The organism is Caballeronia sp. HLA56, assembly GCF_054655155.1.
Window position 1 is genome coordinate 612,990 of the sequence record NZ_BAAHOB010000005.1, and the last position, 18,734, is coordinate 631,723.

General features: G+C 62.0%; 14 protein-coding genes, 1 tRNA gene and 2 riboswitches. Of the genes, 10 read left to right on the forward strand and 5 right to left on the reverse strand.

The window, feature by feature from the left end:
* Positions 1 to 76: transfer RNA gene (locus tag ACYQ47_RS22310), tRNA-Arg, on the reverse strand.
* Positions 77 to 380: 304 nt separating this feature from the next.
* Between ACYQ47_RS22310 and ACYQ47_RS22315 the strand changes: the two genes are divergently transcribed.
* Entirely contained in the window at positions 381 to 1,280 is a 900-nt protein-coding gene (locus ACYQ47_RS22315; RefSeq protein WP_244826577.1) for a c-type cytochrome, read from the forward strand.
* 185 nt (positions 1,281 to 1,465) lie between these two features.
* On the opposite strand, the gene ACYQ47_RS22320 is transcribed toward ACYQ47_RS22315, so the two are convergent.
* Positions 1,466 to 3,553, reverse strand: a complete 2,088-nt coding sequence (locus tag ACYQ47_RS22320) for a UvrD-helicase domain-containing protein (protein WP_459906968.1) — start codon at positions 3,551 to 3,553, stop codon at positions 1,466 to 1,468.
* Between the two features lie 311 nt (positions 3,554 to 3,864).
* Between ACYQ47_RS22320 and ACYQ47_RS22325 the strand changes: the two genes are divergently transcribed.
* The 8 genes from ACYQ47_RS22325 (at position 3,865) to ACYQ47_RS22360 (ending at position 13,944) form a co-directional block, all read left to right on the forward strand.
* Positions 3,865 to 4,908, forward strand: coding sequence for an oxidoreductase (locus ACYQ47_RS22325; RefSeq protein ID WP_459906970.1), 1,044 nt, complete (start codon positions 3,865 to 3,867; stop codon positions 4,906 to 4,908).
* 154 nt (positions 4,909 to 5,062) lie between these two features.
* Entirely contained in the window at positions 5,063 to 5,863 is an 801-nt protein-coding gene (locus ACYQ47_RS22330) for a hypothetical protein (RefSeq protein WP_459906972.1), read from the forward strand.
* Complete coding sequence (locus ACYQ47_RS22335; RefSeq protein ID WP_250526389.1) at positions 5,860 to 6,252, forward strand: hypothetical protein; 393 nt, start codon at positions 5,860 to 5,862, stop codon at positions 6,250 to 6,252. The genes ACYQ47_RS22330 and ACYQ47_RS22335 overlap by 4 nt, the downstream gene beginning before the upstream one ends.
* A gap of 105 nt (positions 6,253 to 6,357) precedes the next feature.
* Positions 6,358 to 6,471, forward strand: a riboswitch (glycine riboswitch).
* 22 nt (positions 6,472 to 6,493) lie between these two features.
* Positions 6,494 to 6,612, forward strand: a riboswitch (glycine riboswitch).
* A 125-nt stretch (positions 6,613 to 6,737) separates the two neighbouring features.
* Positions 6,738 to 7,859 carry a glycine cleavage system aminomethyltransferase GcvT gene (gene gcvT / locus ACYQ47_RS22340; RefSeq protein WP_250509649.1) on the forward strand — a complete coding sequence of 374 codons (1,122 nt, stop codon included), beginning with the start codon at positions 6,738 to 6,740 and terminating at the stop codon, positions 7,857 to 7,859.
* 75 nt (positions 7,860 to 7,934) lie between these two features.
* Complete coding sequence (gene gcvH, locus ACYQ47_RS22345) at positions 7,935 to 8,315, forward strand: glycine cleavage system protein GcvH (protein WP_250466057.1); 381 nt, start codon at positions 7,935 to 7,937, stop codon at positions 8,313 to 8,315.
* Between the two features lie 57 nt (positions 8,316 to 8,372).
* On the forward strand, positions 8,373 to 11,303 hold the full coding sequence (gene gcvP / locus ACYQ47_RS22350; RefSeq protein WP_459906975.1) for an aminomethyl-transferring glycine dehydrogenase: 2,931 nt from the start codon (positions 8,373 to 8,375) through the stop codon (positions 11,301 to 11,303).
* A gap of 172 nt (positions 11,304 to 11,475) precedes the next feature.
* Positions 11,476 to 12,522, forward strand: a complete 1,047-nt coding sequence (locus tag ACYQ47_RS22355; RefSeq protein ID WP_250509721.1) for an alginate lyase family protein — start codon at positions 11,476 to 11,478, stop codon at positions 12,520 to 12,522.
* Positions 12,523 to 12,555: 33 nt separating this feature from the next.
* On the forward strand, positions 12,556 to 13,944 hold the full coding sequence (locus ACYQ47_RS22360) for an L-serine ammonia-lyase (protein ID WP_250526387.1): 1,389 nt from the start codon (positions 12,556 to 12,558) through the stop codon (positions 13,942 to 13,944).
* A 131-nt stretch (positions 13,945 to 14,075) separates the two neighbouring features.
* Here ACYQ47_RS22360 and ACYQ47_RS22365 read toward each other — a convergent pair whose 3' ends face one another.
* Positions 14,076 to 14,369 carry a hypothetical protein gene (locus ACYQ47_RS22365; RefSeq protein WP_310394413.1) on the reverse strand — a complete coding sequence of 98 codons (294 nt, stop codon included), beginning with the start codon at positions 14,367 to 14,369 and terminating at the stop codon, positions 14,076 to 14,078.
* 218 nt (positions 14,370 to 14,587) lie between these two features.
* Here ACYQ47_RS22365 and ACYQ47_RS22370 point away from each other — a divergent pair, with 218 nt between their 5' ends.
* On the forward strand, positions 14,588 to 15,340 hold the full coding sequence (locus ACYQ47_RS22370; protein ID WP_459906978.1) for a hypothetical protein: 753 nt from the start codon (positions 14,588 to 14,590) through the stop codon (positions 15,338 to 15,340).
* Positions 15,341 to 15,362: 22 nt separating this feature from the next.
* On the opposite strand, the gene flhA is transcribed toward ACYQ47_RS22370, so the two are convergent.
* A complete protein-coding gene (gene flhA / locus ACYQ47_RS22375) occupies positions 15,363 to 17,459 on the reverse strand; it encodes a flagellar biosynthesis protein FlhA (protein WP_244826565.1) in 2,097 nt (698 codons plus the stop codon).
* Complete coding sequence (gene flhB, locus ACYQ47_RS22380; protein WP_244826564.1) at positions 17,456 to 18,664, reverse strand: flagellar biosynthesis protein FlhB; 1,209 nt, start codon at positions 18,662 to 18,664, stop codon at positions 17,456 to 17,458. Before flhB ends, flhA begins: the two co-directional genes overlap by 4 nt.
* Positions 18,665 to 18,734: the final 70 nt, after the last annotated feature.

Genomic DNA, 18,734 nt, shown 5'->3' on the forward strand with positions numbered 1-18,734 from the left:
TGGTGCGCCCGGCTGGGATCGAACCAGCAACCCCTGCCTTCGGAGGGCAGTACTCTATCCATTGAGCTACGGGCGCGTTGACGAGGATCTTGGCTGCGGGGGACGCTGGAGAAGCGTCTGCAAGACCCATGCGAATCCGAGAGAATACCTGTTTTCGATGAATCCGTCCATCGCGCGGCCTGCGCGAGCGCCTATCGTGGAAGCTCGGAACCCGCGCCGGTTCGGGTAAACGCGCGTGAAACCAAAGCAGGCGGCCCACGCCCTGCGTTAAACGTTCCGTCTATAATCGACCGTGCCCTCATACAGAAGGAGGGCACTCGCGGTAGCCACACGCTGTCACTGAACCGACTCACCTAGAAAAAACGGGAGACGAGACAAGCATGAGCGAAGCACCCCACGGAGCCCCAATAAAAACACCCGGCCAACTCATCGCGGCGGTGATCGCGGGGTTTGGCATACCGGTCGCCATCATCATCCTGCTCGCGGTCTATGTGAATAACTCGACTCGCACCGGCGCCGGCACCGACCTCGAAGCTTCGGTCAAGGAACGTATCGCACCGGCCGCTCAAGTCGATATCCGCGATGCCAACGCGCCACGCGTCTACAAGACCGGCGAACAGGTCTTCAAGGCCGTGTGCTCGGCTTGTCACGCGGCAGGAACCGCAGGCGCGCCCAAGTTCGGCGATGCGAGCGCCTGGGCCCCGCGCATCAGCGAAGGCTACGACACGCTTCTGCATAACGCGCTCAACGGCAAGGGCGCCATGCCCGCGCGCGGCGGCACGAGCCCCGACGACTATAGCGACTTCGAAATCGCTCGCGCAGTCGTCTACATGGCCAACGACGGCGGCGCCAAGTTCCCCGAACCGGCTCAACCCGCTTCTGGCGCAACGGCAGGCGCCGCGGCTCCCGCAGCCGGAGCATCCGGCGCGGCGGCTGGCGCGAGTTCGACGGAGAACGCTCAGGCTGCGGCGGCAGTCGCCGCGCTGGCATCGGTGCCGCAGGCGGCTGCTCCGGCAGCGGGCGCGCAAAGCGCCGATGCATCGCAAGCCGGCAAGGCGCTCTATGAGCAGGTTTGTCAGGCGTGCCACGCGGCCGGCGTGCTCAACGCACCGAAGTTCGGCGACAAGGAAGCATGGGCGCCGCGCTTGAAAGATCCGATGGACACCGTCTACAACTACGCGCTGCACGGCAAGGGCGCAATGCCGGCGAAAGGCGGGTCGAATGCATCCGATGCGGACGTGAAAGCCGCCGTCGATTACATGGTGAATGCTTCGAAGTGAATGGCGGCGGTAAAAGCCCTGCGTGCGTGTGAGCGTCGCGGGGCTTTGCTTTTACAACGCGATATTCGCCGAACGGGGAGTTAGCCGGCTTGCCTTTCGACCGTAGCTACCGGGACCGCGTCTGCAGCTCTATATCTTATGCATACGCTCGACGCGCTTCAAGACTGCCAAGCGCGCAGCGCTCATCACCCCTTCTGCAACATCGCCTTCAGCATCGCCATCCGATCCTTCGGCGACAACGGCGCTTCTTCGGCCGTCGGCGGCGGTGCATCGTCGAGCAGCATCTCGGGGATGAAGCGCGATGGCTCGCACACCACCGTTTCCCGCGCGCGCTTGCGCTTCTTGCACCAGTTCAGATGCAGGCTGCGCTGCGCCCGCGTGATCGCCACATACATGAGCCGCCGTTCTTCCTCGATACGCGCGGAATCCACTGGCGCGTCATCGTCCGAACTGCCGCGATGCGGCATGATGCCTTCCTCCACGCCCACCAGAAACACGTGCGGATATTCGAGCCCTTTCGACGCATGCACCGTCGATAGCCGCACCGCGTCCGGGTCTTCGTCGCGGCCTTCGAGCATGGACATCAGCGCGACGGTTTGAATCAGGCCGAGCAGATTCTTGCCGTCATCCGAAAGACCGTCGGCCGTATCGAACCCGGTTTGTTCCGCTTCCGCCGATGGCTCCGGCTTCGTGCCCTTGCGCTTGAGCCACTCGCAGAATTCGAGCACGTTCTGCCACTTCGATTGCGCCTGCCGTTCGTCGTAGGCATCGTAGAGATACGCTTCGTAGTGGATCGCTTCCATCATGTCGTCGAGCACGGTGCTCGCCGGATCGCGCGCGGCGCGGTCCGACAGCCTGCGAATCCACTCGCAAAACGTGCGCAGCGGTTCCACTTGCCGCGCCGACAAGCGCGCCTCGATACCGCCCATGAACACGGCCTCGAAGAGCGACACCTTCGCCGCGCCGGCGAACGCGCCGAGCGCTTCGAGCGTCGTGTTGCCGACACCGCGGCGCGGCGTCGTGATCGCGCGGATGAACGCGGGATCGTCGTCGGGATTCGCGATCAGCCGCAAATACGCGATGATGTCCTTGATCTCGGCGCGGTCGAAAAACGACTGCCCGCCCGACAGCACGTACGGAATGCGCTCACGCCGCAAAACCTGTTCGATGATGCGCGCCTGAAAGTTGCCGCGATACAGAATGGCGTAGTCGCGAAACGCCGCGCGCCGTTCGAACTTGTGCGCCGACAGCCGGAACACGACGGACTCCGCTTCATGCTCTTCGTCATTGCAACCGGTCACGGTGATGCTGTCGCCCATGCCGTGCTCGGACCAGAGCTTCTTCTCGAACAGTTTGGGATTGTTGGCGATCACATTGTTCGCCGCTGTCAGAATCCGCACCGTCGAGCGATAGTTCTGCTCCAGCTTCACCACATGCAGTTTCGGGAAGTCCTTGCTCAACTGCCCGAGGTTTTCCAGCGTGGCGCCGCGCCAGCCGTAAATGGCCTGATCGTCGTCGCCCACGGCGGTGAAGGCGGCGCGCGGACCAGCCAGCAGCTTCAACAACTCGTACTGACAGGCGTTGGTGTCCTGATACTCGTCGATCAAGAGATATCGCAGACGGTTTTGCCACTTGTCGCGAACCTGCTCGTTTTCGGCGAACAGTTGCGCGGGACGCAGGATGAGATCGTCGAAATCCAGCGCCTGATACGCATGCAAGGTCGCCGCGTAGCTCCGATAAACAATCGCCGCCTGATGCTCGTCTTCGTTGTTCGCGAGCACGGACGCCTGATCGGGCGAGACCATCGCGTTCTTCCACAGCGAGATGATCGACTGCACCTTGCGGATCAAGCCCTTGTCGGTCGTGCCGAGCTGCTCCTGAACCATGCCGAAGCAATCGTCCGAATCCATGATGGAGAACTGCGGTTTAAGGCCGACATGTTCCGCTTCCTGACGCATGATCTGCACGCCGAGCGAGTGAAACGTGCAGATGGTCAACTGATTCACGGGCACCTTGCGGCCTTCCTTGCCGGGCGTCGTGAGCGTTTTGCCTTCGAGCAGCTTCGCGGTGCGCTCGCGCATTTCGAGCGCGGCCTTGTTGGTGAAGGTGAGGGCGGCAATGTGCCTAGGCTCGAAGCCGCGTCCTTCGATCAGATGCGCGATCTTCTGCGTGATCACGCGCGTCTTGCCGCTGCCCGCACCGGCGAGCACGAGACAGGGACCGTCGAGATAGCGCACGGCTTCGCTTTGCGCGGCGTTCAGACCTGCGGACATCGTTTTGGACTTTGAGTTGAGGCTCGCGGCGGCGCCGGTGCCTGATGGACTGCGCGCATCGCAGCGACGCGCGTGCGACCGCAAAAAATGCGCGAGAGCGCGATGTTAACACGATAGAACGCGACGGGTTTTGGCCCTCGTTCGTTCGGACGATGGGTGGCGCTCGCGATTGCGTCTTGTCGCCAAACGGGACCATCGTCCGTCAATCGGCAGATGATCGTGACGCCGCCGTGAACGAAGCACTGAGCGCGCCGCGTCCAACTGACATGCCACAATATCCAGCCGGATTACCGATTCAAAGGACGCCAAGCATGAGTTCAAAACTGAAAGTCGGCGTGATGGGCTATGGTCTGGCGGGCGCGACGTTTCACGCGCCGGTCATCGAACACTGCGGCCGCGCGGAGGTGACGGCCATCGCGACGAGCCAGGCCGAGCGCGCCGAGGCCGATTATCCCGATGCACGGATCGTCGCCGATTTCGATGCGCTCCTCGCCATCGACGCGCTCGATTGCATCGTCATCGCCACGCCTAACGACACGCACTTCGACCTCGCGCATCGCGCGTTGTCGGCGGCCAAGCATGTGGTCGTCGACAAACCCGTGACGCTTTCCTCGCGCGATGCCCGCACGCTCGCCGATCTCGCCGCATCGCGCGGGCTTCTGTTCGCGCCGTTCCACAATCGCCGTTGGGATGGCGATTTCATGACCGTGCGCGCGTTGATCGAAAGCGGGCGGCTTGGACGCATCACGCATTACGAATCGCATTTCGACCGCTTTCGTCCGAAAGTGCCGCAGCGCTGGCGTGAGGAAGCATCGCGCGGCGGCGGCTTGCTGTTCGATCTCGGGCCGCATCTGATCGATCAGGCGCTCACGTTGTTCGGCGCGCCCGCGACGGTGACGGCGTTCGTGAAGGCGCATCGCGACCACGCGCATGCGCCGGATTACGTGCATCTCGTGCTCGGCTATGCGGATAAGGAAGTCGTTCTGCATGCAAGCGCGCTCGCGGCGCTCGATCCGCCGCGTTTCACGATTCACGGCACGCGCGGCAGTTATGTGAAGAGCGGGCTCGATGTGCAGGAAGATCAACTGCGCTCCGGCATGCGGCCGGGGCATTCGGAATTCGGCAAGAACCCGCCGGGCTTGCTGCGCGAAGTCGATGGCGATCACGATCTGCGTCAGGCTTTCGCCACCCGCGACGGAGCGTATGTGGAGTTTTATCGGGCGCTAGCGGGGGCCGTGTTGGACGGCAAACCGTTCCCCGTTAAGCCGCAGGATGCGGTGGACGCGATGGCGATCATCGAGCTGGCTATTCAGAGTGAAAAGGAAGGGCGGCGGGTGGAGTTTGTTCGACATTGACGAAGCGGCCTTTGCGCTCACTCGAACGATTGCGGCAATAATTCCGTGCCTTCCAGCAGGGGCATTTAATTCACATTAAAGAGACAAACGCCTGGCGCGATCGAGGCGGTAGTATTTCGAATCGACCGCAAACGAATATCCGGAGTGCGTTCCCTTGAATGTCCCGAAAGCTGTTGCAACAGAATGGCTATGCGATCTGATCGATATGGTGATCACGGCGCAGAGCAACGAATTCCAGGTAAGGCGCATCGAGCGAGAAGCGCTTGCGTTCTTGAGCAAGGGCCGCGAACGTCCTGAGATATTTTGGCTCGTACTCGCATTCACCGCGTTCCTCCGTGGTGATCGCGACGAATGCGTTCGTTGCTCCGAAGCCGCGCAGGCACTAGCGAGGCATGACGTCACCATTCTGACCAATGTGGCGTCGCTAATGTGCGATCTCGGAGAGCCGCGCATGGCGGTGAACTACGCGCGCTTGCTCGCCGATACGCAGCGTAGCGACCCGACAAGCCGGGTCAAGGCGGCTCGTGTATTCGTCACGGCGCTGCATGCCGAAGAGGCGGCGGCAATCATGCTTGCTCATGATCTCAATGCAACCGTTGCCGAAGGCGATGCGGAGCTACCGCGCGACATCGAAGCGACGGCACAGATCTTTCTTCGTTGCGGCGTCGATGCCGAGCAACGGCTTGCTTTGTTGGAAACGGCGGTCGAAGCAATCCGCTCGCAGGGCTGCATGATTCGCGGCAGCAGGTTGATGATTTACGACGACACAACGAGATACGAGCTTTATGTCGACGAAACTGCAAGCCAGTGTGGAAACGTCAACTTCGCGATTGCCGAGGTATTGACCACGACCTTCGATAACGCGTACCCAGAGGTGATTACCTTCGTCTGTCGCCCTGTTGGTTCGCTTAGTGCGCTTGCCTCCCGCAGTGCGCTAATGGAGGTGGTGGAATGAGCATCGAGGTTTCCGATCTGCTGCATCTGGCGCAGCAGTTGTCGGCAGGCAATAGCGAATGCGAATGGCGATCCGGCGCGTCGCGAGCTTATTACGCCGCTTATCACAAAACGCTTGCCGTGGCGGACGCCTGCTTGCCGTCAACGCGCGAGGTTGCCGGTCAACATGAACGGCTGACAAATCGGCTCATGACCGTAGGGAACAAAGGCCGCGCGCTGGCCTACGTGCTCATCGACCTAAAAAAAGTGCGTACGCACGCGGATTACCATCTCACGAAGCCGTTTAGTCAGCACGACGCCACCGACCTCGTCGCGAACTGTCTGGCGTTCTTGCCGAAAACCGATGCATTTCAGGGGCAAATCAACTCGACCCTGTCAACGACGTTCTGAGGCCGACGCATGGCGAGGCATCGTCGCCAGCCACAACCCGCTCCACCGCACACTCAGCCCCGTCCGAATCCGTTTGACAAGCCTAATTCGGTCGCGTAAATTCGGCCGCACGCGTCGGGAGAGCGCGTGGCTTCTGTCGATTTCAAAATCGCCAAGCGAGCCGCGCCGCCGAAGGGGCACACCCACAAACTCTCAGGCAAAAGGACCGGCCGCGTCGAAGAAATCGCCCTTTCGGGCAATTTTTTCGCACTCTGGAGAGCGGCAGCGGCATCGAACGATGTCAGCAGCCCACCGAAGGGGCGCGCGACGGATTTTTTTGATCCGCGCAATCTCTCAGGTACCGAGGACAGAGGGGTCACGCATCGCAACCGCCAGCCGGTATGCGCTTTGCGCTGCTGAAAGTCAGCGAGCAAAGGCATAGTCCGCGGCGAAGGCAGATATCTGCGCGCTGCGTGGCCTTTTTTGTTTCGCGAACCGAGGCCCCGATGACCGCTCTTCAACACACGCCCTTGCATGCCGCCCACCTCGCGCTCAACGCGCGCATGGTCGATTTCGGCGGCTGGGACATGCCCGTCAACTACGGTTCGCAAATCGACGAACATCACGCCGTCCGAACCGACGCGGGCATGTTCGACGTATCGCACATGCGCGTCGTCGATTTCGAAGGCGACGCCGTTCGCCCCTTCTTTCTGCACGCCATCGCCAATAACGTCGACAAGCTGACGACGCCCGGCCGCGCACTGTATTCGTGCCTGCTCAAGACCGACGGCGGCGTCATCGACGATCTGATCGTCTACTACTTCTCCGAAACGAGTTTCCGCGTGGTCGTGAACGCGAGCACGGCGGATAAAGACATCGCGTGGTTCCAGCAACTGAACGCGGAAGGTGGCTTTGATCTGTCGATCCGCCCGCGCGGCGATTTCGGCATCATCGCGGTGCAAGGTCCGAATGCACGCGAAAAGGTCTGGCAAGTGCTGCCGCAGACGCGCGCCGAAACCGAATCGCTCAAACCCTTCAATGCGGCGAAGTTCGCAACCACGCCCTTCGGCGAACTGATGCTCGCGCGCACCGGCTACACGGGCGAGGACGGCTTCGAGATCGTGGTTTCCGCCACGAACGTGGAAGCGCTGTGGAACGCGCTCCGCGAAGCCGGCGTGAAGCCCGCAGGCCTCGGCGCACGCGACACCTTGCGTCTCGAAGCCGGCATGAATCTCTACGGCCAGGACATGGATGAAACCGTGTCGCCGCTCGACGCCGGCCTCGCCTGGACTGTCGACCTGAAAACCCCGCGCGATTTCGTCGGCCGCGCCGCGCTCGAAGCGAACGGCTCGCAGTCGAACTTCGTCGGGCTCGTGCTCATCAAGGAGAACGGGCGTGCGGCTGGCGTGCTGCGCGCGCATCAGAAGGTCGTCACGGCGCACGGCGAAGGCGAGATCACGAGCGGCACGTTTTCGCCGTCGATGCAGGAGTCGATTGCGTTCGCTCGCGTCCCGACGCAAGTGGCGATCGGCGATACGGTGCAAGTGCTCATCCGCGACAAGCAAGTTGCCGCGCGCGTGGTAAAACTTCCGTTCGTGCGCAACGGCAAGACGCTCGTGAGCCTTTGAGGCCCGACAGCGGACGAACGTGGCGCGCGCCATCCGATCACGAACCCCACGAACGAATTACGCAAGGAGCATCCAATGAGCATCCCGGCCGATCTGAAATATACCGAATCGCATGAATGGGTCCGCACCGAATCCGACGGCACGCTGACCATCGGCATTACCGATCACGCGCAAGAAGCGCTGGGCGACATCGTGTTCGTCGAACTGCCCGCAGCGGGCAAGGCAGTCGCGGCGGGCGACGCCATCGCGGTGATCGAATCCGTGAAAGCGGCATCCGATATTTACGCGCCGGTGTCGGGCGAAGTCGTCGCCGCGAACGACGCGTTGACTTCGTCGCCGGATTCGGTGAATGGCGCACCGTACGAAAGCTGGCTCTTCAAGATCAAGCCGGCCGCCGACGCCAGTCTCGACAAGCTGCTCGACGCCGAAGGCTACGGCAAGTCGATCGGCGAATAACTCATCTCAATGACGAAAGCGGTTGCGTTTCCAACCGGCCGCTTTGCAGGAATTCACATGAAGCTCGAACATCCGGATCACCTGATGAACCGCACCTCCCTGTCCCTCGCCGCGCTCGAATGCCATGACGCATTCGCGGCACGGCACATCGGTCCCGACGATGCCGACCAGCGCGCCATGCTCGACGCGCTCGGGTTCGCATCGCGCGCGGCGTTCATCGACGCGGTGATTCCGGAATCGATCCGCCGTCAGGAAACGCTGCCGCTCGGCGCGTTCACGCAGCCGAAAAGCGAAGCGGAAGCGCTCGCGTCGCTGCGCAAGCTGGCGAACGAGAATCTCGTGTTTCGCACGTATATCGGCCAGGGTTATTACGGCACGCACACGCCGGGCGTGATCCTGCGCAACGTGCTGGAAAATCCGGCGTGGTACACGGCTTATACGCCGTATCAGCCCGAGATTTCGCAAGGGCGTCTGGAAGCGCTTCTGAACTTTCAGCAGATGGTGATGGATCTCACGGGCCTCGCCATCTCGAACGCGTCGCTGCTCGACGAAGCCACCGCCGCCGCCGAAGCCATGACGCTTCTGCAACGCGTCGGCAAGCCGAAATCGAACCTGTTCTATGTGGCCGACGACGTGCTGCCGCAGACCATCGAAGTGGTGAAGACACGCGCTAAGCCGGCGGGCATCGACGTGCAGGTGGGACCGGCCGCGGATGCCGCGAGCGCGAACGCATTCGGCGTGCTGCTGCAATATCCCGGCGCGAATGGCGACGTTCGCGACTACCGCGCGCTCGCCGAAGCGGTGCATGCGGCGGGCGGTTACGTGATCGCCGCAGCCGACTTGCTGGCGCTCACGCTCATCACGCCGCCAGGCGAATGGGGCGCGGACGTGGCTATCGGCAATACGCAGCGTTTCGGCGTGCCGGTCGGCTTCGGCGGTCCGCACGCGGCGTACATGGCCGTGCGCGACGAATTCAAGCGTCAGATGCCGGGCCGTCTCGTCGGCGTGACTATCGACGCGCAAGGCAATTCCGCGCTGCGTCTCGCGCTGCAAACGCGCGAACAGCATATCCGCCGCGAAAAGGCGACGTCGAATGTCTGCACGGCGCAGGCGCTGCTCGCGATCATGGCGAGCATGTACGCGGTCTATCACGGCCCGCAGGGTCTCAAGACCATTGCGCTGCGCGTGAATCGCGTCGCGTCGGTGTTCGCGGCGGGCGTGCGAAAGCTCGGCTACGCGCTCACCAACGACACGTTCTTCGATACCGTGACCATCGAAAGCGGCGCGAGCACCAACGCGCTGCATCAGGCCGCTTACGCCGCGCATGTGAATCTGCGTCATGTGAGCGCGAATCGCGTCGGTGTGTCGCTCGATGAAACCACGACGCGCGACGATCTCACGAAGCTCTTCGCGCTGTTCGCCGAAGTCGCGGGCAAGAACGAGACGTTCGATATCGACGCGCTCGATGCATCGCTTGCCGATCCATTGCCCGCAGATCTCAAGCGCACGAGCGAATACCTCACGCATCCGGTTTTCAATCGCCATCATTCCGAGCACGAAATGCTGCGCTATCTGCGCAGTCTCGCGGACAAGGACCTCGCGCTCGACCGCACGATGATCCCGCTCGGCTCCTGCACGATGAAGCTCAACGCGACCTCCGAAATGCTGCCGGTGACGTGGCCCGAGTTCGCGCAGATTCATCCATTCGCGCCTGCGGAACAGACGGTCGGCTATCGCACTATGATCGATCAGCTCGAACAGATGCTCGTCGCGTGCACCGGCTATGCGGCGGTGTCGTTGCAGCCGAACGCCGGTTCGCAGGGCGAATACGCCGGCTTGCTCATCATTCACGCGTATCACGAGTCGCGCGGCGAAGGGCATCGCAATGTATGTCTGATTCCGGCGTCCGCGCACGGCACGAATCCGGCTTCGGCGCAGATGGCGGGCATGCAGGTCGTCGTCGTTGCATGCGATACGAACGGCAACGTCGATATCGAAGACCTGAAGGCGAAGGCCGAAAAGCATTCGGCGAATCTCGCGGCGATCATGATCACGTATCCGTCGACGCATGGCGTGTTCGAGCGCAACGTCCGCGAAATCTGCGAGATCGTGCACGCGCACGGCGGCCAGGTGTATGTCGATGGCGCGAACATGAATGCGATGGTCGGCCTCACCGCGCCCGGCCAGTTCGGCGGCGATGTCTCGCATCTGAACTTGCACAAGACGTTCTGCATTCCGCACGGCGGCGGCGGACCGGGCGTGGGTCCGGTAGCGGTTGGCGCGCATCTGGCCAGGTTTCTTCCGAATCAGGCTTCGACCGGTTACAAGCGCGATGACGCGGGCATCGGCGCGGTATCGTCGGCGCCTTACGGCTCGGCCGCGATCTTGCCGATCTCATGGATGTATATCGCGATGATGGGCGCGGAAGGTCTCACCGCCGCCACGGCAAGCGCGATTCTCGCGGCCAACTACGTCGCGAAGCGCCTCGCGCCGCATTATCCGGTGCTGTATAGCGGGCCGGGCGGGCTCGTCGCGCACGAATGCATTCTCGATGTCCGGCCGATCAAGGAATCGAGCGGCATCTCGGTGGAAGACGTGGCCAAGCGTCTGATCGACTACGGCTTCCACGCGCCGACGATGAGCTTTCCGGTGCCCGGCACGCTGATGGTGGAACCGACCGAATCGGAGTCGAAGGAAGAGCTGGATCGCTTCATCGACGCGATGATCGCCATTCGCAACGAGATTCGCGCGGTGGAAGAAGGCAGCGCGGATCGCGAAGACAACGTGCTGAAGAACGCGCCGCACACGGCGGCGGTCGTTACGTCGGATGCGTGGGACCACAAGTACACGCGTGAAGCGGCGGCGTATCCGCTGAAGTCGCTCGTGACGCGCAAGTATTGGTCGCCGGTTGGCCGCGCGGATAACGCGTATGGCGACCGCAATCTGATGTGCTCGTGCGTGCCGATCTCGGAGTACACGGACGAGTAATCGATCAAAACCGCGGAACCGCCCAGAAACGTCAAGCATTGTCTGGCGGTTTTGCAGCGCGAGTCAGAAGGGCTAACATCTCACCCCGGACCAAAAGCCAAAATAGGGAGTTCATATGGCGACAAGGGTGCGAGAGGTGAACGAGACGAAGCGCTTCCATGCCGCGCGATTCATGCTGTGGGCGTTGGCTTGCGCCGCGCCGTCCGCGCATGCGGCGATGAATTTCTGCGCCGCGCCCGCCATGCAGACGAGCGAGCGCACCAATGCCGATCCCGGCGTGAAGGCGCTCGTGCAGATGGTGCAATCGCACGTCAACGACCAGCCGAAGCCGCTCGCGAAATTGCATACCGAAGGCACGCTGCCGCACGAAGGCATACGCGACGAGAGCATCGAAGCCGAAAAGGATCTCGGCTTGATGCGCGATGCCGCGCTCGCCTGGCGCGCGACCGGCGACGAGCGTTATCTGCGTCTCGTCGACCGCTTTCTGTTCGCGTGGACGACAACGTATCAGCCGAGTTTCAATCCGATCGACGAGACCAACTTCGAGTCGCTGATCCTCGCCTACGATCTGACCGCGAGCGCGTTGCCGGTGAAGACGCGCAACGCGGCGAACGCGTTCATCACGAAGATGGTGACGGGCTACGTCGCCGACATGGACAAGCAGAAGCGCCCGCTCACGGGCACGTATCGGAACAACTGGCAGAGTCATCGCGTGAAGCTGGTGGCGATGGGCGCATTCACCATCGACGACCGCAAGCTCATCAACGCGGCGCAGCGGCTGTTCGTCGAGCATATCGGCGACAACATCGCGCCGGATGGATCGACCGTCGATTTCGCCGAACGCGATGCCTTGCGCTACGTCACCTACGATCTTCAGCCGCTCGTGACGGCGGCGCTGGCCGCGCGACGGCATAACCGCAACTGGCTGCCGGAGCGCGCGCAGTCGGGCGCAACGCTCGCGCAAGCGCTCAACTGGCTTACCCCGTATGCGCTCGGCACCCGCACGCATGACGAATTCGTGCATTCGACCGTGTCTTTCGATGCCAAGCGTCGCGAGGCCGGATTGCCGGGATTCTCGGGTCAGTGGGATCCGAAAAACTCGGCGGAACTCTTTCATCTCGCGGCGCGTCTCGACGGCCGTTATGCGCCGGTGGCGTTGCGGCTCGCGCCGACGCCGCCTGCGTGGCTCGCGGTGTGTCTGCCGTTGCCGGCGCGATGATCCCGTCTCAAGCAGCTCAAGCAAGGAGCATTCATGGCAGTCAGCGTATTCGACCTCTTCAAGATCGGCATCGGACCTTCGAGCTCACATACCGTGGGCCCGATGCGCGCCGCGCTGATGTTCGCGCAAGGGCTCGAACGCGATGGGCTGCTGGACGCGGTGGCATCGGTGAAATGCGAGCTGTACGGATCGCTCGGTGCGACGGGTAAAGGCCACGGCACGGACCGCGGCGTCATGCTCGGCTTGATGGGCGATGCCCCCGACACGGTCGATGCGGGCACCATCGCGCCGCGCCTCGAAACCGTACGCACGTCCAGGACGCTCGCGCTGCTCGGCACGCACGAGATTCCGTTCACGCTGAAGGAGAACATTGCGTTCTATCGGCAGGCGTTGCCGGAGCATCCGAACGGCATGAAGCTGCACGCATTCGATGCGAGCGGCGAGCCGTTGCGCGAGGCGACGTATCTGTCGGTGGGCGGCGGCTTCGTGGTGACGGCGGGCGCGGCGAACACGGCGGTGCTTACGGCCATCGAACACTTGCCCTACGCCTTCAAGACGGGCGATGAGTTGATGAAGATGTGCGCCGATTCGGGCAAGTCCATCGCGCAACTGATGTGGGAAAACGAGCGCGTGTGGCGTAGCGAGGACGAGATTCGCGCGGGCTTGTTGCGAATCTGGGACGTGATGCAGGATTGCGTCGCGCGCGGCTGCGGCATCGGCAATCCGGATGCGGATGGGCATCTGCCGGGTCCGTTCCAGGTGAAGCGGCGTGCGCCGGTGTTGTATCGCGCGCTCGCCGGCAAACCCGAGCAGGCGCTGCGCGATCCGCTATCGATGATGGACTGGATCAACCTCTACGCCATCGCCGTGAATGAAGAGAACGCGGTTGGCGGCCGCGTGGTGACGGCGCCGACGAACGGCGCGGCGGGCATCATTCCAGCGGTACTGCATTACTACGATCGGTTTTTGCCGGGATCGAATGCGCAGGGCGTGATCGATTTTCTGCTGACGGCGGCGGCCATTGGCATCCTCTACAAGATGAACGCGTCGATTTCTGGCGCGGAAGTGGGATGTCAGGGCGAAGTGGGCGTTGCGTGCTCGATGGCCGCCGGGGGACTTGCGGCGGTGATGGGCGGCACGCCCGCGCAGGTGGAGAACGCGGCGGAAATCGGCATGGAGCACAACCTTGGGCTCACGTGCGACCCGGTGGGCGGCATGGTGCAGATTCCGTGCATCGAACGTAACGCGATGGGATCGGTGAAGGCCGTCAACGCGGCGCGCATGGCGATGCGTGGCGATGGATCGCATTATGTATCGCTGGATTCGGTCATTAAAACCATGCGCGAGACAGGGGCGGATATGAAGACGAAGTATAAGGAGACTTCGCGGGGTGGGTTGGCGGTGAATATCGTGGAGTGTTGAGGCTCCAAGCAGAAATTGTCAGGGCGATTGAAAAATTCGGTGGACGAAGCAGTTTCCATCACGCAAGGCGGTTAGCATCGATAGAACTAAAACGAATCTATCGACTGCTCCTTCGGTGCGACGCGGTCGCTTCAAATACTTGAGAGACCGCCTTGCTTCCACAGGATCTTGCTGCGCATAAGCAAGTGCGCAAAACGCTGACCGGCTCGCCAAAGTTCAAGCAGATGGTCAAGAACAAGTGGCCGAAGCCATTTAATCGGATGGCGAGGCCGCGCGTTCACGCCACCGAACTCATTCGCGTGTCGGACGACCACTTCGTATTGTTCGTTTGGCGCGACGGAGAACAACTCGAAGACCGCGCGTTCTACGCGCATCTGCTTTGCTCGCTGCCGAAGGGCGATCTCTATCCCTTGCTCGAGTTTCATTACCATCCAAGCCATAAGGGTTTGCACTGCAAGGTGCCGTGTCGGACGACAAGCGATTATCGGAACCGCTTGCTGCCGGGCGCGCCGGAGCTTAACCTTAAGTCGTCGAAACGTTTCGATCCACGTGCGGAAAATGATCGTGGCGCTTTGATCGTGTTGTTCTGTAAGGCGACGGGCATCACGATCTCAAACGAGCAAGACGGCCAGGGCGACTTATCGTGCTAGCAGACACACTTAAACAAACAATCTGCGCGCTATTCGAAGTTCACGCTGACTCGAACGGCGTGTATCGCGTCATTACGCCGCTCGAATATCCGGGAACAGGCGATCGCGTGGTGGTGCGTATTCGTTCTCGCGACGACGGTTTTGTTATCGATGAAAACGGAGAATCCTGCTTTCACGCAAGTATGGCGGGTGGCGATGTCGAGTCGGGCGCCGTCGAGCGCTGGTCGGACGCGTTTGCTCAAAACAGTCCGGCGCGCCTCTGCGATGACGAAGTAATCCGCGCTACGACAATCGACGAACGTCTTCTTGCGCCCTATGTGTTCCGCGTCGCGGAGGCAGCGCAACAGCTTTATGGCGTAGCTACGTCTCGCGCCGAACGCCAGGGTAGCAATGAGTTCACGGTCCGCTTGAAATGCGCGATCGACGAGATTGCAAGCGATTTGGGCCTCGCGCATGTGTCGGACGTTGAGTTGCCGATATCCGGTGGCTTGATCGCCGACCATGTCATCGATACGCCCACGCCTTCCATCGTGATTGCCGCGACGAGCGCGAAGCGTCTTCTAGAAGGGGAGATCATTCATTTGCAGTACCGCGCCCAAAAGATGCCGGGCGCGGTCTTGGCAATTGCGGAGTCGCAACAAGCGGTCGGCAAGATTCAGTTCGAACGCGCGAATTACTACACGTGGAAAACCGTTGTGTTCGATGCGCGCAATCTTCGAAGTCTGATCAGCGCCACGCTTAATTGATTATCGAATCAAGGCCCGCACCTCAAGCCCCAATCAAATTAACCACTTTCACATTCCGCGTATCCGGCACTTCCGCATAAGAAAGCACCTTCAACTGCGGCAGACTCCGGCGCAGGAACCGCGCAAGCATCGCGCGTAGCGAATGCTGCACGAGCAGCACCGGCGGCAAGCCCAAGTTCTGCTGACGCAGCATCGCGTTCTGCGTCGAGTTCATCAGCGTCTGCGCAAGCCCCGGCTCCAGTCCGGGGTTCGCGCCCGTCGAAAGCGCCTGCGACAACACACGCTCCAGCATTGGATCGAGGCCCATCACCTGAAGGTCGTCGGTGCCCGGAAACCACTGCTGCGAAATCGCGCGGCCGAGCGCAAGGCGCACCGCAGCCGTAAGCTCGTACGGATCGGCAAGTCGCGGCGCGTGCTCCTGCACCGCGTCGAGAATGGTGCGCATGTCGCGAATCGGCACGCTTTCGTCGAGCAAATTCTGCAGCACCTTCTGCAACAGCGTGAGCGAAATGGTCTTCGGCACGAGATCCTCGGTGAGCGACGGCGTGTCCTTGCCAATACGATCCAGCAACGCCTGCACTTCCTGACGCCCAAGCAATTCCGCCGCGTGCGTCACGACGAGATGATTCAAATGCGTCGCGACCACCGTGCTGGCATCGACGACCGTGTAGCCATAAACCTGCGCCTGTTCGCGCATATTCGTGTCGATCCACACTGCCGGCAGGCCGAACGCCGGGTCCTGCGTCTGCGGGCCCGGCAAAGTCACCGACACCTGCCCCGGATTGATCGCGAGCCACTGTCCCGGAAACACTTCGCCAACGCCCACTTCCACGCCCTTCAGCGCAATGCGATAGCCGTTCGGCCGCAATTCCAGGTTGTCGCGAATATGAATGACAGGCGGCAAAAACCCGATTTCCTGCGCGAACTTCTTGCGAATGCCCTTGATACGCTTGAGCAATTCTCCATCCGTATTGCGATCGACGAGCGGAATCAGCCGGTAGCCCACTTCGAGGCCGAGCGGATCGATCAGCGCGACATCGTCCCAGCTCGCTTCGGCATTCTCCACCGGCGCGGCCGCGACCGGCGTGATGTCCGTAACGTTGCCGGCTTTCTTCTTCGCTTCGGCGCGCTTGTTCATCGAACGCGCGGCGTAGATCAAGCCGCCACCGAGCAGCATGAACGCAAAGTGCGGCATGCCCGGAATCAACCCCATCACGCCGATGATCACGCCCGTGATCATCAACACGCGCGGGTTCTGGAACAACTGGCCGGTCAACTGCGTACCGATGTCTTCCTCGGTCGCGACGCGCGACACGATCACGCCCGCCGCCGTCGAAATGATGAGCGAAGGAATCTGCGCGACGAGGCCATCGCCGATGGTCAGGAGCGTGTAGTTCGTCGCCGCGTGGCCGAAGTCCATGTCGTGCTGAAGCATGCCGACGATCAGCCCGCCCACGATGTTGATCACCATGATCAGCAAGCCCGCAATCGCGTCGCCGCGCACGAACTTGCTCGCACCGTCCATCGAACCGTAGAACTCGGCTTCTTGCGCCACCGCCGTGCGGCGCTTCTTCGCGGTTTCTTCGTTGATGAGGCCGGCGTTCAGGTCGGCGTCGATGGCCATCTGCTTGCCGGGCATCGCGTCGAGAGTGAAGCGCGCGCCGACTTCCGCGATACGTCCCGCGCCCTTCGTGATCACCATGAAGTTGATGATCATCAGAATCACGAAGACGACGATACCCACGGCGAAATTGCCGCCAACGAGAAAGTGGCCGAACGATTCGATCACCTGACCGGCAGCGTCCGGGCCGGTATGACCTTCGAGCAGCACGATCCGCGTGGACGCCACGTTCAGCGACAGGCGCAGCAGCGTCGAGAACAGCAGCACGGCGGGGAAGGCCGCGAAGTCGAGCGGCTTCTGTGTGTACATGCTGACGAGCAGCACCATCACCGAGAGCGCTATGTTGAAGGTGAACAGCAGATCCAGCAGGAACGCCGGCAACGGCAAAATCATCATGCCGAGGATCATGCAGATCAGGATCGGACCGGCGAGCGCGCGCAAATTCTGCGTGCCGAGCGCGTCGGGCCGTTTGGCGAAAAATCCAGCGCGCGCGTTCATGCTGCGGCTCCATTCGAGGTGTCATCGGCGCCGAGTACATCGGCGGCTTCTTGTTCGGCATCGGCGTCGGAGACGCTGCCCTTGTCGAGTTCTTTCGGTACTTCGAGATCGGACGGATCGTCCGGCTTGGCGCCGCCGTCTTCGCGATACCGGCGCAGCTGATAAACCCACGCCAGCACCTGCGCGACAGCGCCGTACAGCGCGCCCGGAATCTCGCGGTTGATTTCCACGTTGTGATAGAGCGCACGCGCAAGCGGCGGCGCTTCGAGCAGCGGCACGTTATGCTCGCGGCCCAATTCGCGGATACGCGCGGCCACCAGATCCACACCCTTGGCGACGACCTTCGGCGCGCGCATTTCTCCATCGGCGTATTTGAGGGCGACGGCGAAGTGCGTCGGGTTGGTGACGATGACATCGGCGGTCGGAATTGCCTGCATCATGCGGCGCCGGGCGGCGGCGCGTTGTTGCGCACGGATGCGGCCCTTCACGTGCGGGTCGCCTTCGCTTTCCTTGTGTTCGCGCTTCACTTCTTCCTTGCTCATGCGCAGCTTCTTCGCGTGCGAATAAAGCTGATACGGCACATCGACGGCGGCGACGAGAAAGAGGCCGCCGATGGCCATGCCGCAGCACACGAACAGCAGATGCATGGCATCGGCGAGCGCGAGGTCGAGCGGCTTGGTCAAAAGACCGAGCACTTCGGCCTTGCGGCTCCACATGGCCGAGCCCGCCATGCCGCCGACGACCACGGTTTTCAGCATCGACATGCCGAGCTGGATCGGACCGTTCGACGAGAACATCTTGCCGAGGCCGCTGATCGGATTGAGCCGGCCGAAGTTCGGGGCAAGCGGCTTCGTGGTGATGAGCCAGCCGCCGAGCGCCATGGGTGCGGCGAGCGCGGCGGCGGCGGTGAGCGCGAGCACCGGCAGCATGGCGAGCATGCCTTCCTTGCTGGCGTTGGCAGCGCCGATCATCATCTGGTGGGTATCGAGCACGTTCTCGTGATTGAAGGTGAACGCGCCGCGCAGAATGCCTTGCAGATGACCGTAGATCGGACCCGACAAACCCCATACCCCGAAAAATCCCGCCGCGAGGAGCGCGAACGATGCGAGTTCCCGCGAGCGCGCAACCTGGCCTTCCTCCCGCGCCTTTTCGAGGCGCCTGGGAGTGGCTGATTCGGTTTTTTCGAGATCGCTTTCTTCTGCCACCGCGCTTCGACTCCGGTTCGACTGCGTTAATCGCCATGCACGCGGCGCGAAGCCGCTTCTTGATGAAAGC